Origin of the sequence: Nostoc sp. UIC 10607, assembly GCF_047228265.1 — a bacterium.
In the GTDB taxonomy this organism is placed as follows: Bacteria; Cyanobacteriota; Cyanobacteriia; order Cyanobacteriales; family Nostocaceae; genus Nostoc; species Nostoc foliaceum_A.
In genome coordinates this window covers 253,070-276,499 of record NZ_JBIQNW010000004.1, presented here as the reverse complement: position 1 = coordinate 276,499, position 23,430 = coordinate 253,070, and the positions used below count along the sequence as shown (strand labels likewise).

The window sequence follows — 23,430 nt, the reverse complement described above, 5'->3', positions numbered from 1 at the left end:
AGTTAGAAGTTAGAAGTTAGGAGTTAGGAGTTATGAGTTTTAATTCCTCACTCTTGACTCCTTATTCCTAATTCTTCACTCCTCACTCCTAACTTTTTAATTAAACCCACTTTGCAGCTACTAATTCTGCTAAATCCAAGACTCGTTGGCTGTAACCCCACTCATTGTCATACCACGCCATAACTTTCACTAGGTCATTACCCATAACCAAAGTCAAGCTGGAATCAACAATCGAAGAAGCATCACTGCCTTGATAATCGGAAGATACCAGTTCTAGTTCGCTATAGTCCAAAATGCCTTTAAGTGGGCCTTCGGCAGCATCTTTGAGAGCTTGGTTAACTTCTTCAGTAATAGTACGCTTCTCAACCTGAACTACGAAATCTACCATTGAGACGTTCGGGGTTGGTACGCGTAAGGCAACGCCATTTAGCTTGCCTCTGAGGTCTGGGATAACCAGTGCCACTGCTTTTGCTGCACCAGTAGAGGTGGGTACAATGTTTATCGCTGCTGCCCTCGCCCGCCGCAAATCCCGGTGAGAAGCGTCTAGCAAACGCTGGTCACCTGTATAACTGTGGGTGGTAGTCATCGTACCTTTAATGATGCCGAACTTATCGTTCAACACCTTGGCGATTGGTGCCAAGCAGTTGGTAGTACAGCTAGCATTACTGATAATGTGGTGTTTGTTGTGGTCATAGTCGTGATGATTCACACCAACCACAAAAGTGCCATCCTCGTTTTTACCAGGAGCGGTAATCAGAACTTTCTTGGCTCCAGCATTCACATGCTTGAGCGCTCCTTCTTTGCTAGTAAATACCCCGGTTGCTTCGATAATTAGGTCAATTCCCCAATCTTTCCAGGGCAAGTTTTCTGGGTTGCGATCGGATACGCACTTAATGGTCTTACCGTTAACGATGATAGAGTTATCATCGGCACTAATCTCAGCACCCTTGATCTTCCCTAGCATTGAGTCATACTTGAGCAGGTGAGCATTGGTTCTAGGGTCTGAAGTGTCATTAATAGCGACAAGATCGATTTGACTGTTCTCTCTACCCACCCAGCAACGCGCAAAGTTACGTCCAATCCGCCCGAAACCGTTGATTGCAACTCTAATCACAGTGTCTTGCCCTCTGTATTTATGCTTATATGTTGATATCGTTGACCCCAATCATATCGCAAAGGGGGGGGGCACTTTTAACCATAAAGTGTTAGATCAATAAAAAAACACATAATTTATTCAGATTTGTGGGAGTAGAGATTGTTGTTAGTGATATATGATCTAACCGATTCCGGGACTAAATAACGAATTGACTTGCCTTCACGGCAAAATTTGCGAATTAGACTTGACGAAACTCCTACTAAAGGTATATTCAAGAGTTGCCAGTGAATGGTATGTGACTGCTCCTTAAGTTGTTGCTCCACTTGCTTGCAGATTAATTTGCTTTGAGTTATAGTCTCACCACCTAGCAGTCGGGGTGCGATTAACCAATCACACATTTGTGCTAGTTCGTGTCCACGGTACCAACGGGGTAGGGTTTGGAAAGTATCCAAGCCCACAATCCAGTACCAGTGAGTATTTGGGTAAGAAGCAGATAAGTCTATCAGGGTGTTAATGCCATAGGAAGTCCCAGAGCGATTTGCCTCCACTAGTGAGACAGTAAACCCTGGGTTATCTTTTATGGCTAATTGCAGCATTCCCACACGATGCTCAAACAAAGTTGCTTCTTTGTGGGGAAGATTTAGGGATGGCACCCAAATTACCTTTTCAAGAGATACTTCTTGCATTGCTGTCTCGGCTACAAGCAGGTGTCCCCAATGAATTGGATCAAATGTGCCACCAAAAATTGCTAGTTGCTGCATCCAGTTGTGCGTGGGTTTTATGCAATTGAAAAATAGTTTCATTACCAATGTACTATTGTAGTCAATTCATGCCTATACTTGATGCAATTTAAAATCAGTTTCACTAAACAATGTATTATGTAGCCAATTCCAGTAAGGTAGCCAAAAATATGTATTTGACATTACAAGAATTTCTTTCCCGATGTTGCAAAAATTTTCAGAATAATCTTAACAACAGTTCAGAAATAGCAAAAACCTCTAACCAAGGTAAAATCATTCTGAACAAGGAAAACCAGAGCAGAAACATCTTTTGGGCATTAAACATGAACATGATATAGGAGCAGTTACGGTAAAAATCAAATTCCTGTTATGATACGCGTGTCATTTGTGATTATGGTGTGGTGTGGTGTAAGAGGAGCAATAAATGAGTAATTCTGTAGATTTTAGTGGTAGACCATTTCATTTCATTGGCATCGGTGGTATAGGTATGTCTGCTCTGGCATACGTTCTCGCCAAGCGTCAATTTCCAGTATCAGGTTCGGATCTTCGTCCTAACCACATTACGCACAAGTTGGAATCTATCGGTGCTCATATTTTTGGTAGACAAGAGGCAAGCAATCTTGAATTCTTTCGCCCTCAGGTATTGGCGAATGCAGTAGTATTAAATTCACAAGAAGAATTATCTACTGTTACTAACTCAAAACTGCCTCAAGTCATTTGTTCAACAGCAATTAACACGAATAATTTAGAATACAAAGCAGCCCTGGAATTAGGTTGCCCAATTCTACATCGTTCAGATGTACTAGCAGCTTTAATTGCCGATTATCACAGTATTGCAGTGGCAGGAACACACGGCAAAACTACAACCAGTAGCATGATTGGCTATATGCTTCTGGAAGCAGGTCTAGACCCAACTATTTTAGTAGGTGGCGAAGTCAATGCTTGGGAAGGTAATGCTCGATTGGGACAAAGCCAATATTTGGTAGCCGAAGCAGATGAATCTGATGGTTCCTTGGTAAAACACGCTCCAGAGATTGGCATCATCACCAATATTGAACTCGATCATCCTGACCATTACGATACATTAGAAGAAGTCATTGATATCTTCCAGACATTTGCTAAGGGTTGTAAAACGTTAATAGGTAGCATTGACTGTGCTACAGTGCGTGATCGCTTGAAACCCACAATCAGCTACAGCTTACACTCAGATACCGACGCTGACTACACCGTTACTAATATCGATTATCGTGCTGATGGCACTACGGCTCTAGTTTGGGAAAGAGGCAAAGCTTTGGGCGTGTTGAAGTTGCGCCTGCTAAGTCGACACAATCTCAGCAATGCTCTAGCAGCAGTGGCTGTTGGTCGCGCCTTGGGCTTAGAATTTGGAGAAATTGCCAAAGGTATCGCCACCTTTGAAGGAGCAAGACGCCGCTTTGAGTTCCGGGGTGAAGTCGATGGTATTACCTTCATAGATGACTATGCTCATCATCCCAGCGAGATTCGCGCTACTCTCGCCGCAGCACGTTTACAAGCAAGACCAGGGCAAAGAGTTGTTGCCATCTTCCAACCCCATCGCTATAGCCGTACACTGACCTTTTTAGAAGAATTTGCCGAGTCGTTTACCCATGCTGATTTGGTTGTGCTGACTGATATTTACAGTGCTGGTGAACCCAATTTAGGGCAAATTAGTGGTGAAGATCTGGCGGCGGAAATTGCTAAACAGCATTCGCAGGTAGTTTATCAACCAACTTTACCCTCAGTGTGTGAGTTCTTGCTGCAAACACTACGCCCAGGAGACTTGGCGCTGTTTTTAGGGGCTGGGAACTTGAATCAGGTAATTCCTGAAATAATTACGGCACTTTGTGAGCCTGCTAAAGCCACATCTTAAGTGGAAACTTTGCGAAGTTTTATTTCTGAGCAAAGTGCCCTTTTAGCAACGGTTCCCTAGGTTAACTCTATTACCGTATATTAACGGTAAATAAATGTAAAAATTTTACCAATACAAAGTAAAGATGACAATTTCCCAGGCAGCTGGAAACGTCTGCACAGTTTCTGCTTTGAATACAAAGAAACATCAAACAACTAATTCGGTGGAGAGTGAAGTAATTTACTTACCTAGTACTGATTGTGCAATTAAGTCCCAGGCTTCCTTGTCAGCGTTCACTTCCTATAGAGTTGGGGGAGCAGCTGATTTGTACGTTGCCCCCCGAAACTTAGAAGCACTGCAAGCAAGTCTTAAATACGCGAAAGAACATGATTTAAAGGTGACAACACTGGGAGCAGGTTCTAACTTGCTAGTGAGCGATGGTGGTATATCAGGTTTGGTGATTGCTACTCGTCATCTCCGCTTCAGCAACTTTAACCCAAATACAGGTCAATTAACCGTTGCTGCTGGAGAATCAATTCCTAGCTTGGCATGGGCAGCAGCAGAATTAGGGTGGCAAGGATTGGAGTGGGCTGTTGGTATCCCTGGAACAGCCGGAGGTGCCGTGGTGATGAATGCAGGGGCACATAATAGCTGTATTGCAGATATGTTAGTTAGCGCCCAGGTACTTTCACCCGATGGTACACTGGAAACTCTTACCCCTGAACAGTTAGGTTATAGTTACCGAACTTCATTATTGCAAGGTGGCGATCGCATAGTTACCCAAGCCACCTTACAACTTGCGCCAGGTGCAGACCCAGCAAAAGTTGTGGCAATCACCAAAGAACACAAAAAGCATCGGTTGAGCACCCAACCATACAATTTCCCCAGTTGTGGCAGTGTATTCCGCAATCCCAAACCTTACAGTGCTGGCTGGTTAATTGAACAAACTGGTCTGAAAGGTTACCAAATTGGTGGAGCACAAGTAGCACTACTCCATGCTAATTTTATCGTTAACCGTGGTGGGGCAAAAGCTAGTGATATCTTCTGTCTCATTCGCCACATCCAACATCAAGTACAAGAACGTTGGTCTATTAATTTAGAGCCAGAAGTCAAAATGCTCGGAGAGTTTCAAGGTGCTTGTTGAAACTTTTAATTCAGGGAATGAGGAAATGGGGAATTGGGGAAGAAACTTTATACCTTATTCCCTACTCCCTACTCCTTATTCCCTATTCCGTATTCAAGAATGCATTAATTATTGGTAAAAAAAGAGGCAAATTACTTACCGCATCTATAATTGAATTTGATTTGTTATTCAACGCACAAGCGTACAAATAATTATGACAGGAAAAGGACAGGGATTCGGCTTTGGCTTAGGAAAAATGAAGGAACTAGCCGAAGCTTTTAAGAAAGCACAGCAAGTTCAAGAAGGCGCAAAGAGACTCCAAGAAGAATTGGAGCAAATGGAGATTCTAGGAGAATCTGGCGGTGGTCTGGTGAAGGTAATTGTCAGTGGTAACCAAGAACCCAAACGAGTAGAAATTTCTCCAGATGCTCTAGGGGAAGGTGCAGAAGTACTTTCTGATCTCGTGACAGTGGCAATGAAAGAAGCCTACAACAAGTCCACAGCAACAATGCGCGAACGTATGGAAGAATTGACCAGTGGACTGGAACTTCCTGGATTTTAGTCAAGAGTCATTGGTCATTGGTCAAATGACAAATGACTCTTGACAAAGGACAAAAAATATCTATGGCTTACAAGTTGCTGTTTGTCTGCTTAGGTAATATCTGCCGATCGCCATCGGCAGAAAACATCATGCATCATCTAATTGAGCAGGCTGGTCTGAGCGATCGCATCCTCTGTGACTCTGCTGGTACATCTAGTTATCACGTTGGTAGCCCACCTGACAGACGCATGAGTGCTGCGGCTGCTACAAAGTTGGGAATTAAGCTGCGTGGTCGAGCACGCCAGTTTCAAAAGTTAGACTTTCAAGACTTTGATTTGATCTTAGCGATGGATCAAGAAAATTATGAGAACATCCTCACTCTTGATCAAACTAAGCAGTATCAGCATAAAGTGCGTTTGATATGCGAGTTTTGCTCTCGACATACGCTGAAGGAAGTTCCAGATCCCTATTACGGTGGTCAAGAGGGATTTAATCGGGTTATTGATTTACTGATCGATGCTTGTGAAGGTCTGCTTACATACGTTAATAGCCAACAATCGATAATTTAAAGTTATGAGTGAGGAGTTAGGAGTTAAGAGTTACCTCTTTTCTTGTTAACTCCTCACTCATAACTTTTTTATTCCACCAAACCATGCTTCATTGCAAAACGCACTAATTCCGCTCGGTTGCTGGTTGAAGTTTTTCTCAATAAACTACTAACGTACTTTTCCACTGTTCGAGGACTCAGGTGTAGCTGATGACCCATTTCAGCATTAGAAAGACCATGAGTTAATAACTCTAGAACTTCCTGTTCTCTATGAGTCAGCGATGAGTGCAGATGGGATTTCTGAATTTGAGTGGACAGAGAATTATGGGCATCCCCCGCTTTTGTCGAGGCGGAAATGCCCAAACTCTCTTTATGAGAAAATCTATACTCCGATTGAATAATTTGCGATCGCTCCAAAAGATTGCGGATTGCTGCTGCTAACTCTTCCAGTTCAAAAGGCTTGGGTAAATATAAATCACACCCTGATTGGTAGCCCAAAATTCTTTCCTGGGTTTTAGTCCGGGCGGTTAATAAAATTACAGGCAATAACCGAAACACTGGTTGTTGACGCACCCGGCGCACTAGTTCGTAGCCATTCATCTGCGGCATCACGATATCCGTAACAATCAAATCCGGATGATACTCATCCACCATGACCAAAGCCTCTTGGCCGTCATTAGCCGTGATCACAGAGTAGCCAGACAGTTCAAGATAGTCACTAACAGACAGACGAGTGCCCAAATCATCATCTACTACAAGGATCGTCAAGGGCATGGACAATACACCCCTAGCATTTTTTTTACCCAGAAATTTGCTTCTACGCGCTTCATCAGTGAACACAGGCAAAAATAGTGTTCTTATGTTTCATCCTATGACAGGATTACCAGCTAATGACTGCCTACAGGGTTGATTTATAAAGAAAATCTTAAAACTTTAGGAAGGGTTAACGAAGTTAAACTCTCCTTTGAGTCGCTCTGCTTGGGAGGCATAGAGAGCTTTGTAATTTGTAACAACTCATCAATAAGGCAGAGTAAATACTCATTATAGTGTAAATTAATATTAAATTAATCAATAATTTCCCAAAAGCTAAGTAAGGATAAATATCTTTTGTTTTTTATCCTTTGTAATTAATCTTTCGCCAATCACTAATGATTATTGGTATCATACCAATTCTTTGTGAAACTACACAAAATCAAGCTTAGTCAGACTTGGTGCTTGAGCAACTGGTTCTATCGAACCTCACAGGTAATCTCGGTATCAGATAACTTAAAAGTTGCCGGAAAACTCTTAATTATGAACTTAGAAAAGCTAAATTAGTGATATACAGTTCAGCATTTATAGCGGTTCTAAGATCCACCCCATAATTCACAAGCCAATCCAAATAATTTTTTAGGTACATTTAAAGCACACAAAATTATCAATGAGCGACAAGAACGAAGGTTACAAAGTTATTAGCGACAATCGTCAAGCCCGTTATTTGTATGAAATTCTGGAAACTTACGAAGCTGGAATTGAATTGACAGGAACCGAGGTTAAGTCGATTCGTGCGGGTAAAGTCAATCTCCAAGATGGCTATGCTTTGCTTCGCAATGGTGAAGCATGGTTGATCAATGTGCATATCTCGCCTTATAACGCTAGTGGACAATATTTTAATCATGAACCACGGCGTACACGCAAGCTGCTGTTGCATCGCAAAGAACTCCGCAAGCTAATTGGCACAGTAGAACAGCAGGGTTTAACTTTAATCCCTTTGAAAATGTATCTCAAACGAGGCTGGGTAAAAGTGAGTATAGCCCTTGGCAAAGGTAAAAAGCTCCACGATAAACGAGAAGACCTGAAACGACGCCAAGACCAGCGTGACATTCAACGGGCAATGAAAAACTATTAAGCATCAGTATCGCCGAACTACCACACCAGAGTGAGAAACGGATTGGGGTAAAAAGTATGTTGTATATCCACAGCGTGAGTTATGAAAATGCCCAGTTTATAGCCGCAGATTGATTTTGTTAGGGTTGGGAATCGATACAGTGGTGAGTAACTTCGGATGGCATAAGGAATTGTCACAACTTATGAAAAGTAATTTCATTACAGCTGTTGGTGCTGGCGTTCTCACCTTGAGTATGGGAATTTTACCCTTAACTCTATCCGCACAAGCTCAGACGACAACTGACCCCGGAGTAAATACTACTCCAAGAACGACCACTTACGATAATCGCGATGGTTTTGATTGGGGTTGGCTAGGATTAATTGGTCTATTAGGTCTAGCTGGTTTAGCTGGCAAAAAGCGTGACGATGAACCGACCCGTTATCGTGACCCTAATGCTCCAGGAGCCACTACCTACAGGGACTAGACAATTCAAAATTTAAAAGTTGTCAGTTGTTGAGTAGAAAAACAACTGACAATTTAGTCATGTTAGTTTACTGTTGGTTCTGAGTTAGATGAATTTGTTTGGTTTTGAGCTAAAGGTGTCCAATAGCTGGCAATTAAGGCAACAATGAGCCACCAGAGGGTATTAACCTCAGGACGATACCAGACAGTATCTACAGTGCCGTGAGCTAGCATACCCAACAAAATAGCGATCGCTCCAATTAACCAAAATCCCTCTACACTTCTGAATTGTCGCAGTCGTCGCACTTGTAGAAATGCCGTATTAAATGTGACAATTATTAGCCAGAGAAAGCAGGCTAAACCAACAAAGCCAGTTTCTACAGTCACTTCAAAGAAAATCGAATAAGCACTCAAAGCAGTGAAACGAGGGCGTTGGTAAAGGGGATAAACTTTATTAAAAGAGTTGTGACCAGGGCCAATGCCGAAAATCGGGCGATCGCGAATCATCTCAAAGACAGCATCCCAAACATTTAGGCGAAAATTATTACTGCTATCTTTACGATCAGCAAAAATACTGAACACTCGCTGGTTGAATGCGGGTATAAATATCACCGCTAGCACTAATACCCCGAGCAAACCTCCCAAGACAATCGGTAGCGACCAAGTACGCCAAAAACGAGGCATTTCCACGCTTTTCCAATAAACGAGCAATGCCATCACAGCCAAAACTGCCACCACCAGTCCAATCCAACCGCCACGGCTAAAAGTGAGGATCAGGCAAGCAGTATTGACAAGTAGCATTGTTAATGCTAGAGCTTTTTTGAGCCAGCTTTGCCATGCAAAAATTGCCACTAAGCTAAAAATTACTGCTGGTAGGAGATATCCAGCCAATAAATTGGGATTACCTAAATAACTGTAGACTCTTGTAGTTTTAGACAGAGGAGATTCTGGGTCAACCCAAGTTGCCAGGGCTGTGGCTCCAAAAAACCATTGCCGCAACCCATATACACTGACAATTAACGATATGTGCAGGTAAACGATGATAATCCAAGAGCGGAGGCGAGGCGACCTTAGTACCCTCGCACAAAGGGCAAATAGTAGCAAATACAAGGTCAACGTTGCCAAGTCGTTAAGTGCCGCCTTTTTGACTGGTGATAATGCTGTTGCTACTGCGGCAATTCCCCAGTACAGCAATACCAGTAGGTGAATGGGAGTGACTGAAGAGACATTTGTTGGTGTTGCTTCATCAGATAAAGTCAACAACAGCCAAAATCCTACACAAGCCACCAGCAACAAGCCCACCAATGTACTCGAAGCAAAAGGTGCAAGCGCATATACTAAGCTGAGTAAAGCAGCTGCGATCGCATCTCCCCACTGAATCAAGACGCTGGTTTGCCGCCAAGAACTTAACAGTCCCACCAGAAAACGGTGTACGTAACTGGTAGCAAGATATTCTTTGACCGATAAAGATGATAAAGTAAATCGTTGCCAGACTAAATTCATAAAAAACATTGCGATCAATTAGCCTGCCGACGCAGAACTTGGAATTGATCATAATGCGTATGGCTATAAAAAGGTAATAATGTAGATTGCAATTTAGTGATGATGTTCTTACTCATAGCCATCAGCCACCACCTGTAATCTAAAGCACTTCAATTAATACTAAGTGAAGACAGCCGTTGATCAACCCTTCACGTACTTAGTACATAACAAAGCATGAATCTGTATTTCCCTATCCTCTATCACCTGTAATCTGTTCCCTACTAACTCTAATCAGACATCGCCAATTGCTTGTGAGGGAGTCGCCAGTTGCAGTGGTAAAGAAAGCACATAACGATATCCTGATTCTGGTGAACCTTGAATTAAAATGTGTCCACTATGCAACTCTGCCAGTTGGCAACTTAGCAATAGACCTAAGCTTTCACGAGAAATACTTCCATGTGATTTAGCTAAATTTATACCTGAACTAGCAGCAAAGAAATTTGAGTGATTCTCACTCAAGTTTTGGGAATTATCCACTGCTACTGATGAAATATCTCGTTGCTCCTGGCTTTCTGTGTGAGTATTATAAGTTGCTACCTCACCTGTCAGCTCCAGCAGCGACAAAGAATTGAGACGGAAGTAGGGATCAACCTCAGTGATGCCGTCCCCCAGCCAAGGATGGGAAACCCAAATAGTAATGTTGAGCGTATCTTCCTTGTAAGAGACATGAATACGAACAATGCTACCTGTAGCCGACAGTTGAATCACACTGAAAACTAGGTGATAGAGGATTTGCCGCACCTTGTCTTTATCTAAAGGCCAAATGCGATTGCGTCCCGGTTCAATAGAGAGGCGAATATCTTGCTCGCGGCGATTAGCCGCTTCTTCTAGGGTATTGATAGCTTGTTGACAGAGCATTTCAATATCCACAGGAGCTATATTCAGCACAGTTGAGTTTTCATCCATAGCTCCTAGTTCGGTAATTTCGTTTACTAGGGAAAGTAAGTACCGACCACTGTGTTGGATAATTTCCAAATATTCTCTCTGCTTAGTCGTCAAAGGCCCATAAATCTCACGTCCTAAAACACTAGCCATACCGAGTACAGATGTTAGGGGCGTGCGTAGTTCCTGAGTTAGCTGATCCAAAAGTTCCAGTTTCAGTTGCTTGGTAGAAACAGAGTCGCTATCTTTAGTGGCTGGGGTGATTTTAATCTCTGTGTTACGTTCGTCATTTAGTGAAAATATAGGAGCGCTCTTGGGAGTGCTTGATTCGAGTTTCCCTTGCAGGAGTCGGTTACGCTCAAATTCACTCATGCTCCAACGAGCTATAATTTGTAAAAACTCAATGTCTCGGTTTGTAAAATTGCGCGGTACTAAATCCATCACCGCCAATGCACCCAAACAATGTCCCTCAGCATCAATCAGTGGCGCTCCTAAGTAAGCACGAATACCATAATCCTGCACCAATTTGCTACTAGCAAGTACTGGGTCTGTAAGTTTATGCGTATCATTAATTACAAATATTTGAAAACTCTCTACTACCTGAGTGCAAAAGGATTCCCGGCGTGCTAGTTGGCGGCTTTGTGCCAAATGATTCATGAGTCCTAACCTAGATAAGCCCACCGCCGATTTGAACCAATGGCGTTCTTGATCCACAAATCCCAATATGGAAATTGGTGCTTCCAAAAAGTGGGCAGCAGTCTGTGTAGCTTCTTCAAAAACCGGAATCGTTTCTGGTTGCCGCAAACCTAAATCTGACAAAGCTTTGAGGCGTTGTTGTTCTCTTGTTTCATGAGAATCCCAACCATCCTTTAGGGCAAATAATTTGTTTTCAGGCTCTACCATTGCCACTGCTACCTTAATAATTTCTCGATACTGTAATTGATATAAGTCCTATTTCTAGGTTATCAATTGCTATTTTTAAGCATTCCCTAATTTTGCCTCTGACAAACAAGTTGGGGGCAAAAATTTTCTACCGCTTCCATTAAGTCGGTAATGCGGCCTTTACCAGTTACTAGTTACTGGTGCTGAATGTTCTCTGTTTAGCACTGTTTTAGTCTCTATTGCTTGAGATTTTGCAATCAGACTGCGTTAGATTTGGATTTAGTCAGGGTAACCTAAGGCTAAGGATACAATACCAAAGGTCTGTCATTGTTTATGTACAGAAGGGAAAAATCTTATTGCGATATTCAGCGTAATTTTACTTACAATAATTATATTTATGTAGTTTTTATAGCCATTCTTACTCATGACAGCTAGTAGCGATGACTAACAATCCTAGATAGTTAATAAAACTCTTCATCCGATAGATTGAACCTATTACAATTTCACACTGAAAATTGTGCAGGCTTTTCTATATTTTTCATCCGAGTAAATCTCTTTTTGAGGACAACTGGTAATGAATCAAATGACTATTAGAGTTCCTTTTGTTGACCTGAAGTTACAACACGAACCAATTCAAATGCAATTGCAAGAAGCAATCCAATCTGTATTGGAACAGGGAGATTTTATTTTAGGGCAAGCAGTCTCAGATTTTGAAGCAGCATTTGCAGCAGCGTCTGGGGCAGCTTATGGAGTTGGTGTTGCATCAGGAACAGATGCGATCGCTCTGGGATTGCAAGCGTGTAATATTGGTGCTGGCGATGAAGTGATTTTACCAGCAAACACTTTTGTAGCAACCTTAATTGGGGTACTACGCGCTGGTGCCAAGCCAATTCTGGTAGATTGCGATCGCCAAACTGCTTTAATTGACTTAAGAGAAGCAGCAAAAGCAATTACGCCTCATACTAAAGCAATTATCCCTGTACATCTCTATGGTCAGATGGTATCACCACTTGAACTATTCAACTTTGCCGATACCTACAAACTACTAATTTTTGAAGATGCAGCCCAAGCACACCTCGCCCAAAGAGACGGATATCACGCTGGTTCAGTAGGTATAGCAGCAGCTTTTAGTTTCTATCCCAGCAAAAATTTGGGAGCATTTGGGGATGGGGGAATGCTGCTGACACGAGATTCAGATGTAGCCCAAAAGATGGTGCGCTTGCGAAATTATGGCGCATCGCAAAAGTATTTTCATACTGAACCAGGTACAAATAGCCGCTTGGATACTTTACAAGCAGCAGTTTTGCACGAGAAACTACCATATTTGCCACAGTGGAATCGCGATCGCCTGACTATTGCCCAGCATTATGATAACGAACTAGCACCCTTGGCAACTGCTGGCATTATCCCTATGGAAAACCAAAGTGGTACAGGACACGTTTATCATCTCTATGTCATTAAAGTAGATGACTCTTGCCCAATAGAACGCCACCAACTCCAGGAAAAACTCACAGCAGTAGGAATTCAAACTGGCATTCACTACCCAATTCCCTGTCATCTCCAGCCAGCATTCACCAATTTAGGCTATCAGCCTGGAGATTTTCCCCAAGCAGAAAAACTGTCACAGCAAATATTATCATTACCAATGTATCCTGGTTTGAGCAGTAGCCAAGTCAAAGAAGTTGTAGCAGCGATCGCCAATGCAGTCTCAACAATTTCTGAGGCAGATAAACCCTCCCCTACTGAACTTGGAAGCGTGGTAGCCTAAAGTTAATTCATACCTAATGTGCATCTAAAATTAGACATTTGTCATTATGTGCTTTGTCTAAAACTAATGACCAATGACTAATGACCAATGACCAAAGTTTTTGAAATACTGAAAATCATGGCACTCCGGCAACAGGTTAAAAACAGAAACGCCTCAGGCTTATTAAATCTAGCTATTTTAGGTGTTTTGCTGCTGCTTTATGCTCCTATATTGCTACACTGGCTGGATGGTTGGCTGCACAAAAATATCAGTACAGAACACGAATATTTCAGCCACGGGATTATTGGTTTACCATTTGCGGCTTATCTGGTGTGGATAAACCGGAAACAGTGGACACGTTTACCAGATACCATGCATCCTTTGAGCACTGTTTTCTTGTTATTAGGGGCAGTTTTTTATCTTAGTGGTGTTACAGAGTGGGTTAACCTTTCCTTGCCCGTTATGCTAGCAGGATTATGCTTGTGGTTTAAGGGAATAGCAGGTTTGCGATCGCAAGGATTCCCCCTGCTACTAGTATTTCTGGCAACCCCAACGGCAGTCCCCTATCTCATTGCTCCCTATACCTTGCCTCTCCAAAGCTTCATCGCTGGCACAGCAGGCTTTATACTGAATCAATTTGGTATGGACGTAACCGTAGATGAGATAAATCTTTACGTAGGAGGACGGATTGTGGAAGTTGCCCCCTATTGTGCAGGGCTGAAAATGTTGTTTACTACTCTCTACGTCGGCTTGATGCTGCTGTATTGGACAGACGCTTTGTCTTCACGCCGTACAACTATATCGTTTTTATCTCTTGCTGCGATCGTTAGTACTACTGCCAATATCATTCGTAATACTTTACTGACTTTCTTTCACGGCACAGGTCAAGAAGCGGCTTTTAAATGGCTGCACGATGGTTGGGGTGGTGACCTCTACTCTGCTTGTATGCTGGTGTCATTAGTACCCTTACTGAATTGGATTAATAGCTATTTTTCAGCATCTCTAGAAACTCAGCAAGAAGGGGAAAGTCATTAGTCATTTCTTCTCTGCTCCCCTGCTTCTTCTCTACTCATAAATATTACTGAACTCATGGTGTGATTTTATGAAGTAAAATTTTGCCTAAGTATTATAAATTTTACTGATGATTTCCATCTCCAAGTTTTTCAAGGAAAACCAACTGAGTCAGGTAGCAGCACTTTTGTTATTGCTACTATTGTTGGCAATAGGAGGGGTTCCCGGATACCTAACAGGGCGCTGGCAATGGAAACAGCCGCCACCTGTTACTACCCTCAACGAGTTAAGGCAGATCCGCAAGACTGGGTTAGCCCTTCCTGGTTGGCAAACTATTGAACAAGCAGAACAGCAAATTGGCGAACATAAATGGTCTTTGCAGGTAATTAAAAAAGAAGCTTCCCAATTCCAGGCAATCCTGCTTTTGCTGCCACAAAATGGCCCTATGGATCAACCAGAGGTGGAGTGGACAGACGTTAACGGCTGGGGAAGATCACGCTGGAGAAAGTGGGATGTAGCTCAATCTCGTTCTGCTGAATTTACTGTAAAACCGTCTGCAAAGTTGGCTTCAAATGGCGATACAAAAGTAGAAGCTAGGTTTTTTCGCGCCTCCACACCACAGCAAACTTTCGCTGTCTTACAATGGTACGCTATGCCAGACGGCGGAAATCCATCACCTTTCCACTGGTTTTTGGCAGATCAATTGGCCCAGTGGCGTAAGCAACGCACTCCTTGGGTGGGCGTGAGTATTCTGATTCCAATGGAACCTTTGGGACAGGTAGAAACATCTTGGTCTTTAGCCGAGTCTATCGGCGAAACAGTGCAAGCTGTATTGATGGCAGGCCCTTTGTAGAGCCTGTTAGAAATGCATTTATGCAAAGATTATTCAGAAGTACCTCTACAATTGCGTTCAGGTTACAAATATGAACTTATAAATTAAAATTGGCAAAAGTTTTCTACTTTTTGTTGGTAAAATACTTGCAGATAAAAAAGACATTTAGGAAATTTTTAGAGTAAGATTACCACTCGGCGCGACTAATTTTTATATTCAGTTTTCCTGCACCGATGTTCATAGATCCTAATTCTTATATGCGTGGATTCAGCGCCCTGTGTTTTGTCAGTCTTCAAGTCGGAGTTTTCTTAACAACACCTATCCAGCTTGTTGTTGCCCAGCCTTTTCCACCTCAAGGACAATCACCAGGGCAACCCCCTTCGCCTGTGCCAGGTACTGAGGTTGTGCCTCCAGGTGCAAATGACGAAATTTCCCCCCAACTCAGCCGCTACCTATTGGGGCCAGGAGATGTAATTGGTGTTGTGCTTCAGCGTCCTCCTGGCCCATACCGCTTAGGAATAGGAGATGGAATTAGCGTTTCGGTTCAGCGCTTTCCAGATTTGAGCTTTCAAGCTTTAATCAACCCCGAAGGTAATATTGTGGTGCCGCTACTGGGAACAGTTTCTTTACAAGGTTTAACTTTGGAAGAAGCTCAAGAAAAAATTCGCTTGGGTTTAAATCGTTATGTAGTTGATCCAGTAATAGTTTTAGGTCTAGCATCGCAGCGTCAAGACTTAAGTTTTCAAGCTGTAATTAGTCCAGAAGGCAACATCGTAGTACCGCAAGTGGGAACGGTTTCATTACAAGGTTTAACTTTGGAAGAAGCTCAAGAAAAAATTCGCTTGGGTTTAAGTCGAATTTTACCAGATCCAATCGTAGTAGTATCCTTGGCAGGGACGCGACCAGTTCAAGTTACCATTAGTGGAGAAATATTTAGACCAGGAATTTATCCGATTAATTCAACAACACCCCGTGTTGCTGATGCCTTGCTAGTATCTGGTGGTTCAACGTTAAATGCAGACCTGCGACAAGTGCAAGTACGCCGGAAATTAATCGATGGTTCTGTGATTTCACAAACTATTGACTTATATGCAGCACTGCAAAATGGCGGTTCAATTCCTAATTTACGCTTACAAGACGGAGATGCGATACTCATCCCCCGTCGTGAAGTTGGTAATGATGATGGTTATGATCGCAATTTGGTAGCACGTTCATCCTTGGCTACACCACAGATTAGAGTCCGGGTTTTAAACTACGCTGCGGGAGGTATTGCCATTCAAGCACTGCCTAACGGCAGTACATTTGTAGATGCTTTGGGAGGAGTAAATCTCGACACTGCTAACCTGCGAGATATCGCTCTGGTTCGTTTTGATCCTGAACAAGGTAAAGCTGTTACCCAGAAACTTGATGCTAAAAAAGCTCTAGGAGGCGATGCATCTCAAAATGTGGCGCTTCAAGATAATGATGTTATTGTTGTTGGTCGGAACCTCATCGGTAAAATTACTAATTTCTTGACTACCATTACCCAACCCTTCTTCAATGTCCAGTCCTTTCTCCGATTTTTTGACAACTTCGGTAGTGGTTCAAATTAGTGACTCTTACCTCTTGTCCGAGATGGAAGACATAATTGTGACCAATAGTAAATAAAAATTGACAACTGATTACTGATTCTATATCCCCCTACCATGACCCCACCAATTGTTAAGCGCTATCTTATTGCTTTTGAAAAATACAAGTGGATTGGACTAGCTAGTTTTGGTTTAGTTGTAGCGGGGTCAACGGTGGTGGCTATGCAGCCAGAGCCAGCTACTAACTATATAGCATCTGCCGCACTTACCTATTCTGGCCCACCAGTTTCTTTCTCTGCAACTGGTACTCAAATCCAACAGCAAGGAAAGGAACTGAATGAGGAAGTTTTATTATCAAACCAGATAATTGCGACAGTGGCAGAAAAAGTAAACATCAAACCAAAACAGTTAGGTACAAGTGTTGTCCTTTCTCTACCTAAAAAAAATGCCAGGACTGGAGAATTAGAATCGAGTATCTTTGAACTGAAATATGTAGATAGCGACCCCAAACGAGCCATAGAGGTCTTGGGGGAATTGATGCAATCAATGATTAAGTTGAGCAGTGAGATCAATACTGGGCGATTACAAGCAATTATTGAAAAGATTAACGAGCGCTTACCACAAGCTAAACAGGAATTGCAAGTTGCTGAAAAGAAGCTGGAACAGTACGATCGCATAGAACGAACAGCAATATTGGCAGCGGAGAATGGCAGCTTGCTAAATGCCATTACTACCAGCCAAAATCTACAACGGCAAATTCAATTAACTATTTCTGGGGTTGATGGTCAAGTTAACAGTTTAGAAAATAAGTTAGGCTTAACAGTCGGACAGGCTTATATTTCTTCTGCTTTGAGTGCAGATCCAATTATTGGTAATTTGCGATCGCAAATTTATCAAAGTGAGTCGCAAATCGCCGTACTCAGAAAAGATTTGCGACCGGAACACCCAACGATGGTTCAATTGTTGCGTCAGAAACAAGCTGCTGAGGAATTGCTGCAACAACGCGCTACAGAGGTGTTAGGTGGTGATGGAACAGCGGCTCCGCTTCGGGGTAACATTGCAGGTATTCGCGCCCAAAGTAGCTTAGATCCAGCCCGTCAGCAGTTGGCAAACCAAATGGTGTCTTTGCAAACCCAACGGGAGACGCTGCAACAACAACTAGTTCAAGAGATCCAACAAGAAGCGCGACTACGGCGAGAGTATTCTCTGATACCCAATAAGCAATTAGAGCGATCGCGTTTAGAACAAGAGGTTGCACTCAAAAAAGCCATATATGACCAAATGCAGGCGAAGCTAACCGATTCTAAAACCGCAGAGGCCGAAACTACCAGCAGCCTCAGCATTGCCAGACGTCCCACAGCGGCTGCGGACATCAAACCCCCCAAGAGTGTGCCTATTACCCTTGCTGTGGGTGGGTTCTTAGGTGTGTTGATTGGTGGCGGGGTGATATTTTTGTTGGGATCACTGGAAGGTACTTTCAAAACCAGGGAGGATATCCGCGAGAGCCTCAAGCAACGGGAAGTGGCACTGTTGGGAGAATTGCCTTTAATGCCAGTTGATGATTTGGATCAAGAAGCCGTGCCGGTAGTACTCTCTGCGGATTCTCCTTATTTAGAATATTATGAGAAGTTCCGCAGTAATCTGCGCCGGATTGGTGGTAAAGCCTTAAAGGTGGTGTTGATTACTAGCACCAGTAGCCTAGAGGGTAAAACGGCAAGTGCATATAACTTGGGTATAGCTTCAGCCCGTGCTGGTAAAAGAACCTTGATAATCGAAACAGATTTGCGATCGCCTTCGCGTTGTACATCCTTGAATGTAATTCCTGACCCCGATGCCACTATTGAACCCCTGCGTTATTACGCTAATTTAAGTGAATGTATTCGTTTAGTCCCTGATGTGGAAAATTTATACATTCTTCCGAGTCCTGGTCCTGTGCGGCAATCAGCTGCAATTCTTGAATCTAGCGAAATGCGGCGGCTGATTGAGGATGTCCGCGAACGCTTCGATTTAGTTATTTTAGACACTAGCCCCCTCAGCATATCTAATGACCCTTTGTTAATCCAACCCTACAGCGATGGCATCGTACTAGTGGCGCGACCCCACTATACACAAGAGAACATGCTAGGTGAAGCTATTGATCAATTGGTTGAATCGGAACTGGGGTTATTGGGAGCAATTATCAACGGTGCTGATATCATTGTTTCTCTACCTGAAGAAGTCGTACAATCATCAACCTTTACATCTGAAGTACAAGAATCAGAAGAAGTTTCAGCGGCTGCCGCCAAAAACTAAATAGTTTCCCAAATAGTGGATTGCCAAAATAGCATCTCCTCATTTTGAATTGCTTAGTACAGCTTTGGGTAAAACCGTGATGAATCGAGGGTGAAAATTTCAACGCAGAGGATACGCAGAGGATTGATAGGTAGCAATTATTCTGCTATAAATTTCGGAAATTATATACTTAGTCCTGCCTAAACAACCCAAATAGGGGAGCGAGAATCACCCCAAAAACAAAACCACCGATGTGCGCCCAATAGGCAACTCCACCAGTTTGTACGCTCATGTTAGCCGCTGTTTGCAGCGTAGCAAGACCGGAGATTACATTCTGCACAAAGAAAAGTCCAATTATTACTAGCGCTGGCACTCTAATTGTGGTGACGAAAATCCCCAAAAATACTAGGGTCATGACTCTAGCTTGGGGAAAGCGGATAATGTAGGCACCTAAAACCCCAGAAATTGCACCACTTGCTCCCAAGGAAGGAATCTCAGAATTTATGCCAATAAACCATTGGCACAAAGCAGCTAAAGCACCACATGCCAAATAAAAAACCAGATATTTGGCATGACCTAATCGGTCTTCGATATTGTTGCCAAAAACCCAGAGAAACAACATATTTGAGATTAAGTGCCACCAACCACCGTGTAAGAATTGCGACGTAAATAACGTTATCCACTCTGCGCTCCAATTGGTGGTTAACTCTTGAGGTATCACTGCATACTGATTTAAAAACTGACTCAATTGTGCATTTGACAGGCTCACCTCGTGAAGAAAAACTAAAATATTCATGCCAATTAACCCGTAGGTGAAATACGGGGTGATTCGCGTCGGATTTTCGTCGTAGAGGGGAAACACAGGTGTTTTTCCTAATTTATTCACTAACTGCAATATAGCTTGTAAGGCTAGCAGTTGCGAAGCTTAGGCAATTTCACCTATTTAATCAATCAGCTTGATTGAAAGTCATAATGATGTACCGAAAAATTAATTATACCAAGATTCTTCCTGTGATTTATCGTTAAACAAACCCAACAATGGGCCAAGAATTGCCCCAAAGATAAACCCGCCTGCGTGTGCCCAGTAGGCAATACCGCCGCTTTCCATGCCGATGTTGGTACGTGTTTCGAGACTAGCAAGCCCGTAGAAGGCTTGTTCGAGAAACCAGAATCCCAAAAAGAAATATGCCGGGACACGGAAAGTCGGGAAGAAAATGCCTAACGGCACTATGCCGAGAACTTCGGCGTTGGGAAAGCGCAGAATGTATGCTCCTAGAATACCTGCGATCGCACCACTTGCACCCAAAGAAGGAATGCTAGAATCTTGAGCGAAGAACCACTGGGTTAAGGATGCTAAAACTCCACAAGATAAATAGAACAGCAAATATTTGGCATGGCCCAACTTATCTTCAACGTTGTTACCAAAAATCCAGAGAAACAACATATTGCCGCCTAAATGCAATAAACCACCGTGCAAAAATTGCGAGGTAATCAAAGTTGCCCACTCTGGCACTGGTTGATTTACAGAGATACCACCAAAGCTTAAGGTAAGTTCTCGTGGTACTACAGCCGCAAGGTGTAAAAATCCATTTAATGCTTGTGGCGGAAGACTTGCTTCATAAAGGAAAGCAAGGACATTTGCAGCAATCAGTCCATAAGTTACATAAGGCGTGATTACTGTGGGATTATTATCTCTAATGGGTACCACGGGCGTTTTTTCCAGATTTTAAGACAGTAGTACCACAATACTGAATTTCGTAAGTAGTTTCTTCTACCTCGTGGATGGATCTCCCTTTAACTAAGTAAATAATTAATACTTATATTTATGAGGTAGTGATTATATGATAAACGTACACTTAGAGTACACCGCTGCTTGACCGCACAATTGATTTTGCTCGTCTAGGAGATTCCAGAGGATGCCATCTTGGATCTCAAAGCGTTTACCAGTGCTGGTGATCCGCACACCAGAAAAATAGCTAAAGCCTTTAGTTGCTGCTTCTGCTAAAAGGCGATTGCGTTCTTCCTGTACTACTTCTTCAGCCGATTTGCAGGAAGGCATTTTAGTAAATTCTTCCCAAGAAAGCTGCCATAGTTCTAATGCTTTACGATTACCGTAGTTAAAAATGGGGTCGGACTCGGTGCCGTGAGAAACTAGGGCAAAGGGCGCTTCAAATAATGCCTGTGCTGTTTCAAGTGGTAAATCATTGACATGCAGCAAAGAATTTCCCGTCCAATGCTGAAAACTATTTATTAGGTATTGGCTGTGGAGAATAATTGCTTCTTGCTGCCAAGGAAATTCAATCACGCTGGTCATGGAAAAGTGGAAATATAACGCCAAGAATTTAGTATGACAAAACTTTACTCATTTTAGGGATTGACGAGTTCTCCCCAAGCCTGAAAATATTCTATTTAATGTATATTAGCTAGGCAAACTCATGTTTTTTTCAAATTCTCTGGAAAATCAACTCCAGCGGTGGAATGAAACCATTCGCAATCAGCCGAAAAACCCTAATGCTTACATTCGCCGGGGCATGGTTAACTTTCAACTAGCCAAAATTGATGAATCTATTGAAGATTTTGACATGGCAGAGCAATTGGATGCCCGTATTAAACCTTACCTCTGGCAACGGGGATTATCGTATTATTATGCAGAAAGATATGCTGAAGGCGCTCAACAATTTGAAATAGATTTGACTGTGAATGCTCAAGATGTAGAAGAAACAGTATGGCGATATCTCTGCATAGCTCGTTCGTTAGGTGTTGAAGAGGCACGTAATTCTTTACTAACTGTGAAAAATGACCCTCGACAAATCATGCAGTGCGTATATGATTTGTATGCAAGAAATTGTACAACAGATGATGTTTTAACTGTTGGTCAATCAGAAGGGATAAAGGGAAATTTTTACAGTCATCTTTACTTGGGATTATATTATGAAGCCGAGAATAATCTTGATTTAGCTCAGGATTATATAGTTAAAGCTGCTGATAATTACAAAATTGATGATTATATGTGGTATCTAGCATGGGTACATAAGAAGTTACGAAGATGGTGTTGATTTGCTCAATAGTAAAGAAATTAAGCGTTCCAGTCTCTAAAACAGCATTCAGTTTATCTGCAACCTGCTTTCGGATCTTTGCCTTCAAGATTTTACCTTCAGAGTTCTCTTCCAAATATCGTGTTGAAAAATCTGCAATATCTGCAATTAGGTTGATTGGCACAAAGCTAAAGATGCCACTCACAACTAACCAGACTGACCATAGTTCAGTACGCTACTGGACGTATTTTTACTAACTATTGCTCAATTTCTGCGTTAGCAACTTTCAATACTTTACCTATTGTTAAGTTATCTCGCTGGTAGTATGATATACAAGGTTTTGGTGCTCATACACCACATATTTGAACAGATAGTTAAATAAGTAGTCTTATCTCTTAAGAAACCTATGCAGATAAATCAGGTGATTGAAGCTTACAATCAGGGAGCAGTGGATTATGACGCAATTATGAAGCGTTACTGGCACATCGAGCGCGAACCCCTAATTGGTTCCTTACAGCTTAAGCCAGGACAAACCGTACTCGATGCTGCGGTAGGAACAGGTCTTAATCTTTCAGCTTACCCTGAAGGTGTCCATGTCCTCGGTGTTGATCTTTCTCAAAAGATGCTGGATGAAGCACGTAAAAAGCGCGTATCCGCAGACATCACCTTTAAGATATCAGATATGTGCAATCTTGATTCTCCTGATAATAGCTTTGATGCAGCAGCGTCGGGATTTACCCTTTGTGTCGTTGATGACCCAGTTCGTGCTCTTGAGGAGATCCTACGAGTTACCAAGCCTGGTGCATTTATTGCCATTCTCGATTACTGCAAATCCCAAGATCCAGAGATTCAGAAATGGCAAGAATTAATATCTGATGCTACTTCACAGCTAGGCTTCCCAACTGGCAAGATCAAGTGGGATGCATTGATGGATTATGACGAATTGATTTACAACAGTAAGCTTCCCATTGAAGTGCTTGTGGACGATCGCACAGAAAGTCCAAACCCATTCTTATGTGGTTGTCAATTACTGCTTAAAAATTCCAAAGCTTAAAAGCAATAATATCGTGCTCATAACATTTCCGTATGAAGACGCATAGAAAGAACCCCACCGCCTGCGACACCTCCCCTTATCAAAGGGAGGTTGGGAGGGGTCAAAATAATGTGCAACTTCGCATAAAATTGGTATTACTGCGATCGCATATTTGAGAGGATGTTTTAAAAGTGGTTAGCTATGATTTTAGGCACTTCTAGATCCCCCCTAACCCACGCCAGTTGATCCACTTAGGGAGACCCCATCGCTTTTGGCGTCTCCCCTTCTCCCAAAGGGAGAGGCTAGCGCCAAGGGAAAAGACCGCGCTGGCTCCCCTTAAAAAGGGGAGAACCGGAATCAAAGTCCCCCTTAAAAAGGGGGATT

Annotated in this window: 21 protein-coding genes; 13 read left to right on the top strand and 8 right to left on the bottom strand. The window is 42.6% G+C overall.

Features of this window, described 5'->3' with window-relative positions; genetic code table 11:
- Nucleotides 1-100: 100 nt before the first annotated feature.
- Both ACEYW6_RS06055 and nadD read right to left on the bottom strand, forming a co-directional pair.
- Nucleotides 101-1,114: a type I glyceraldehyde-3-phosphate dehydrogenase gene (locus tag ACEYW6_RS06055; RefSeq protein WP_190893793.1), complete on the bottom strand. Its 1,014-nt coding sequence runs from the start codon at nucleotides 1,112-1,114 to the stop codon at nucleotides 101-103.
- 116 nt (nucleotides 1,115-1,230) lie between these two features.
- Nucleotides 1,231-1,857 (bottom strand): nicotinate (nicotinamide) nucleotide adenylyltransferase, encoded by a 627-nt coding sequence (gene nadD / locus ACEYW6_RS06050; RefSeq protein ID WP_412979001.1) that lies wholly within the window; start codon nucleotides 1,855-1,857, stop codon nucleotides 1,231-1,233.
- A 403-nt stretch (nucleotides 1,858-2,260) separates the two neighbouring features.
- Between nadD and murC the strand changes: the two genes are divergently transcribed.
- The 4 genes from murC to ACEYW6_RS06030 all read left to right on the top strand — a co-directional run bounded on the left by murC (nucleotide 2,261) and on the right by ACEYW6_RS06030 (nucleotide 5,936).
- Nucleotides 2,261-3,724: a UDP-N-acetylmuramate--L-alanine ligase gene (murC, locus tag ACEYW6_RS06045; RefSeq protein ID WP_190893795.1), complete on the top strand. Its 1,464-nt coding sequence runs from the start codon at nucleotides 2,261-2,263 to the stop codon at nucleotides 3,722-3,724.
- Between the two features lie 124 nt (nucleotides 3,725-3,848).
- Nucleotides 3,849-4,847: a UDP-N-acetylmuramate dehydrogenase gene (murB, locus tag ACEYW6_RS06040; protein WP_412979000.1), complete on the top strand. Its 999-nt coding sequence runs from the start codon at nucleotides 3,849-3,851 to the stop codon at nucleotides 4,845-4,847.
- 193 nt (nucleotides 4,848-5,040) lie between these two features.
- Nucleotides 5,041-5,388 carry a YbaB/EbfC family nucleoid-associated protein gene (locus ACEYW6_RS06035; RefSeq protein ID WP_069070420.1) on the top strand — a complete coding sequence of 116 codons (348 nt, stop codon included), beginning with the start codon at nucleotides 5,041-5,043 and terminating at the stop codon, nucleotides 5,386-5,388.
- Between the two features lie 62 nt (nucleotides 5,389-5,450).
- Nucleotides 5,451-5,936, top strand: coding sequence for a low molecular weight protein-tyrosine-phosphatase (locus ACEYW6_RS06030; RefSeq protein ID WP_190893797.1), 486 nt, complete (start codon nucleotides 5,451-5,453; stop codon nucleotides 5,934-5,936).
- Between the two features lie 68 nt (nucleotides 5,937-6,004).
- On the opposite strand, the gene ACEYW6_RS06025 is transcribed toward ACEYW6_RS06030, so the two are convergent.
- Nucleotides 6,005-6,688, bottom strand: coding sequence for a response regulator transcription factor (locus ACEYW6_RS06025; protein ID WP_190893798.1), 684 nt, complete (start codon nucleotides 6,686-6,688; stop codon nucleotides 6,005-6,007).
- A 646-nt stretch (nucleotides 6,689-7,334) separates the two neighbouring features.
- On the opposite strand from ACEYW6_RS06025, the gene smpB reads away from it, so the two are divergent.
- Together smpB and ACEYW6_RS06015 are read left to right on the top strand one after the other, a co-directional pair.
- Nucleotides 7,335-7,802 (top strand): SsrA-binding protein SmpB, encoded by a 468-nt coding sequence (smpB, locus tag ACEYW6_RS06020; protein ID WP_190893799.1) that lies wholly within the window; start codon nucleotides 7,335-7,337, stop codon nucleotides 7,800-7,802.
- A 181-nt stretch (nucleotides 7,803-7,983) separates the two neighbouring features.
- Nucleotides 7,984-8,265 (top strand): WGxxGxxG family protein, encoded by a 282-nt coding sequence (locus ACEYW6_RS06015; protein WP_196510062.1) that lies wholly within the window; start codon nucleotides 7,984-7,986, stop codon nucleotides 8,263-8,265.
- Nucleotides 8,266-8,327: 62 nt separating this feature from the next.
- Here the strand turns inward: ACEYW6_RS06015 and ACEYW6_RS06010 are convergent, their stop codons facing one another.
- Together ACEYW6_RS06010 and ACEYW6_RS06005 are read right to left on the bottom strand one after the other, a co-directional pair.
- A complete protein-coding gene (locus ACEYW6_RS06010; protein ID WP_412978999.1) occupies nucleotides 8,328-9,746 on the bottom strand; it encodes an IctB family putative bicarbonate transporter in 1,419 nt (472 codons plus the stop codon).
- A 270-nt stretch (nucleotides 9,747-10,016) separates the two neighbouring features.
- On the bottom strand, nucleotides 10,017-11,570 hold the full coding sequence (locus ACEYW6_RS06005; protein WP_412978998.1) for a GAF domain-containing protein: 1,554 nt from the start codon (nucleotides 11,568-11,570) through the stop codon (nucleotides 10,017-10,019).
- A 562-nt stretch (nucleotides 11,571-12,132) separates the two neighbouring features.
- Between ACEYW6_RS06005 and ACEYW6_RS06000 the strand changes: the two genes are divergently transcribed.
- From ACEYW6_RS06000 to ACEYW6_RS05980, 5 genes are all read left to right on the top strand, one after another.
- Nucleotides 12,133-13,317, top strand: a complete 1,185-nt coding sequence (locus ACEYW6_RS06000; RefSeq protein ID WP_412979041.1) for a DegT/DnrJ/EryC1/StrS family aminotransferase — start codon at nucleotides 12,133-12,135, stop codon at nucleotides 13,315-13,317.
- A 117-nt stretch (nucleotides 13,318-13,434) separates the two neighbouring features.
- Entirely contained in the window at nucleotides 13,435-14,331 is an 897-nt protein-coding gene (gene crtB / locus ACEYW6_RS05995) for a cyanoexosortase B (protein WP_412979040.1), read from the top strand.
- A 106-nt stretch (nucleotides 14,332-14,437) separates the two neighbouring features.
- On the top strand, nucleotides 14,438-15,160 hold the full coding sequence (locus ACEYW6_RS05990) for a cyanoexosortase B system-associated protein (protein WP_412978997.1): 723 nt from the start codon (nucleotides 14,438-14,440) through the stop codon (nucleotides 15,158-15,160).
- Between the two features lie 212 nt (nucleotides 15,161-15,372).
- Nucleotides 15,373-16,731 carry a polysaccharide biosynthesis/export family protein gene (locus ACEYW6_RS05985; protein ID WP_412978996.1) on the top strand — a complete coding sequence of 453 codons (1,359 nt, stop codon included), beginning with the start codon at nucleotides 15,373-15,375 and terminating at the stop codon, nucleotides 16,729-16,731.
- Nucleotides 16,732-16,824: 93 nt separating this feature from the next.
- On the top strand, nucleotides 16,825-18,999 hold the full coding sequence (locus ACEYW6_RS05980; RefSeq protein WP_412978995.1) for a GumC family protein: 2,175 nt from the start codon (nucleotides 16,825-16,827) through the stop codon (nucleotides 18,997-18,999).
- A 169-nt stretch (nucleotides 19,000-19,168) separates the two neighbouring features.
- On the opposite strand, the gene ACEYW6_RS05975 is transcribed toward ACEYW6_RS05980, so the two are convergent.
- The 3 genes from ACEYW6_RS05975 to ACEYW6_RS05965 all read right to left on the bottom strand — a co-directional run bounded on the left by ACEYW6_RS05975 (nucleotide 19,169) and on the right by ACEYW6_RS05965 (nucleotide 21,292).
- A complete protein-coding gene (locus ACEYW6_RS05975) occupies nucleotides 19,169-19,840 on the bottom strand; it encodes a rhomboid family intramembrane serine protease (RefSeq protein ID WP_190893806.1) in 672 nt (223 codons plus the stop codon).
- A gap of 126 nt (nucleotides 19,841-19,966) precedes the next feature.
- The gene (locus ACEYW6_RS05970; protein ID WP_196512654.1) at nucleotides 19,967-20,686 is read right to left on the bottom strand and encodes a rhomboid family intramembrane serine protease; all 720 of its coding nucleotides are present in this window, start codon (nucleotides 20,684-20,686) and stop codon (nucleotides 19,967-19,969) included.
- Nucleotides 20,687-20,815: 129 nt separating this feature from the next.
- Nucleotides 20,816-21,292: an MEKHLA domain-containing protein gene (locus tag ACEYW6_RS05965; protein ID WP_412978994.1), complete on the bottom strand. Its 477-nt coding sequence runs from the start codon at nucleotides 21,290-21,292 to the stop codon at nucleotides 20,816-20,818.
- A 121-nt stretch (nucleotides 21,293-21,413) separates the two neighbouring features.
- Between ACEYW6_RS05965 and ACEYW6_RS05960 the strand changes: the two genes are divergently transcribed.
- Together ACEYW6_RS05960 and ACEYW6_RS05955 are read left to right on the top strand one after the other, a co-directional pair.
- Nucleotides 21,414-22,034 (top strand): tetratricopeptide repeat protein, encoded by a 621-nt coding sequence (locus tag ACEYW6_RS05960; RefSeq protein WP_412978993.1) that lies wholly within the window; start codon nucleotides 21,414-21,416, stop codon nucleotides 22,032-22,034.
- Nucleotides 22,035-22,419: 385 nt separating this feature from the next.
- Nucleotides 22,420-23,067 carry a class I SAM-dependent methyltransferase gene (locus ACEYW6_RS05955; RefSeq protein WP_412978992.1) on the top strand — a complete coding sequence of 216 codons (648 nt, stop codon included), beginning with the start codon at nucleotides 22,420-22,422 and terminating at the stop codon, nucleotides 23,065-23,067.
- Nucleotides 23,068-23,430 lie beyond the last annotated feature (363 nt).

Bases quoted from the DNA above. Each gene is read 5' to 3' on its own strand.
- nadD (WP_412979001.1), bottom strand. From the start codon at position 1,857: ATGCAGCAACTAGCAATTTTTGGTGGCACATTTGATCCAATTCATTGG.
- murC (WP_190893795.1), top strand. From the start codon at position 2,261: ATGAGTAATTCTGTAGATTTTAGTGGTAGACCATTTCATTTCATTGGC.
- murB (WP_412979000.1), top strand. From the start codon at position 3,849: ATGACAATTTCCCAGGCAGCTGGAAACGTCTGCACAGTTTCTGCTTTG.
- ACEYW6_RS06035 (WP_069070420.1), top strand. From the start codon at position 5,041: ATGACAGGAAAAGGACAGGGATTCGGCTTTGGCTTAGGAAAAATGAAG.
- ACEYW6_RS06030 (WP_190893797.1), top strand. From the start codon at position 5,451: ATGGCTTACAAGTTGCTGTTTGTCTGCTTAGGTAATATCTGCCGATCG.
- ACEYW6_RS06025 (WP_190893798.1), bottom strand. From the start codon at position 6,688: ATGCCCTTGACGATCCTTGTAGTAGATGATGATTTGGGCACTCGTCTG.
- smpB (WP_190893799.1), top strand. From the start codon at position 7,335: ATGAGCGACAAGAACGAAGGTTACAAAGTTATTAGCGACAATCGTCAA.
- ACEYW6_RS06015 (WP_196510062.1), top strand. From the start codon at position 7,984: ATGAAAAGTAATTTCATTACAGCTGTTGGTGCTGGCGTTCTCACCTTG.
- ACEYW6_RS06010 (WP_412978999.1), bottom strand. From the start codon at position 9,746: ATGAATTTAGTCTGGCAACGATTTACTTTATCATCTTTATCGGTCAAA.
- ACEYW6_RS06005 (WP_412978998.1), bottom strand. From the start codon at position 11,570: ATGGTAGAGCCTGAAAACAAATTATTTGCCCTAAAGGATGGTTGGGAT.
- ACEYW6_RS06000 (WP_412979041.1), top strand. From the start codon at position 12,133: ATGACTATTAGAGTTCCTTTTGTTGACCTGAAGTTACAACACGAACCA.
- crtB (WP_412979040.1), top strand. From the start codon at position 13,435: ATGGCACTCCGGCAACAGGTTAAAAACAGAAACGCCTCAGGCTTATTA.
- ACEYW6_RS05990 (WP_412978997.1), top strand. From the start codon at position 14,438: ATGATTTCCATCTCCAAGTTTTTCAAGGAAAACCAACTGAGTCAGGTA.
- ACEYW6_RS05985 (WP_412978996.1), top strand. From the start codon at position 15,373: ATGTTCATAGATCCTAATTCTTATATGCGTGGATTCAGCGCCCTGTGT.
- ACEYW6_RS05980 (WP_412978995.1), top strand. From the start codon at position 16,825: ATGACCCCACCAATTGTTAAGCGCTATCTTATTGCTTTTGAAAAATAC.
- ACEYW6_RS05965 (WP_412978994.1), bottom strand. From the start codon at position 21,292: ATGACCAGCGTGATTGAATTTCCTTGGCAGCAAGAAGCAATTATTCTC.
- ACEYW6_RS05960 (WP_412978993.1), top strand. From the start codon at position 21,414: ATGTTTTTTTCAAATTCTCTGGAAAATCAACTCCAGCGGTGGAATGAA.
- ACEYW6_RS05955 (WP_412978992.1), top strand. From the start codon at position 22,420: ATGCAGATAAATCAGGTGATTGAAGCTTACAATCAGGGAGCAGTGGAT.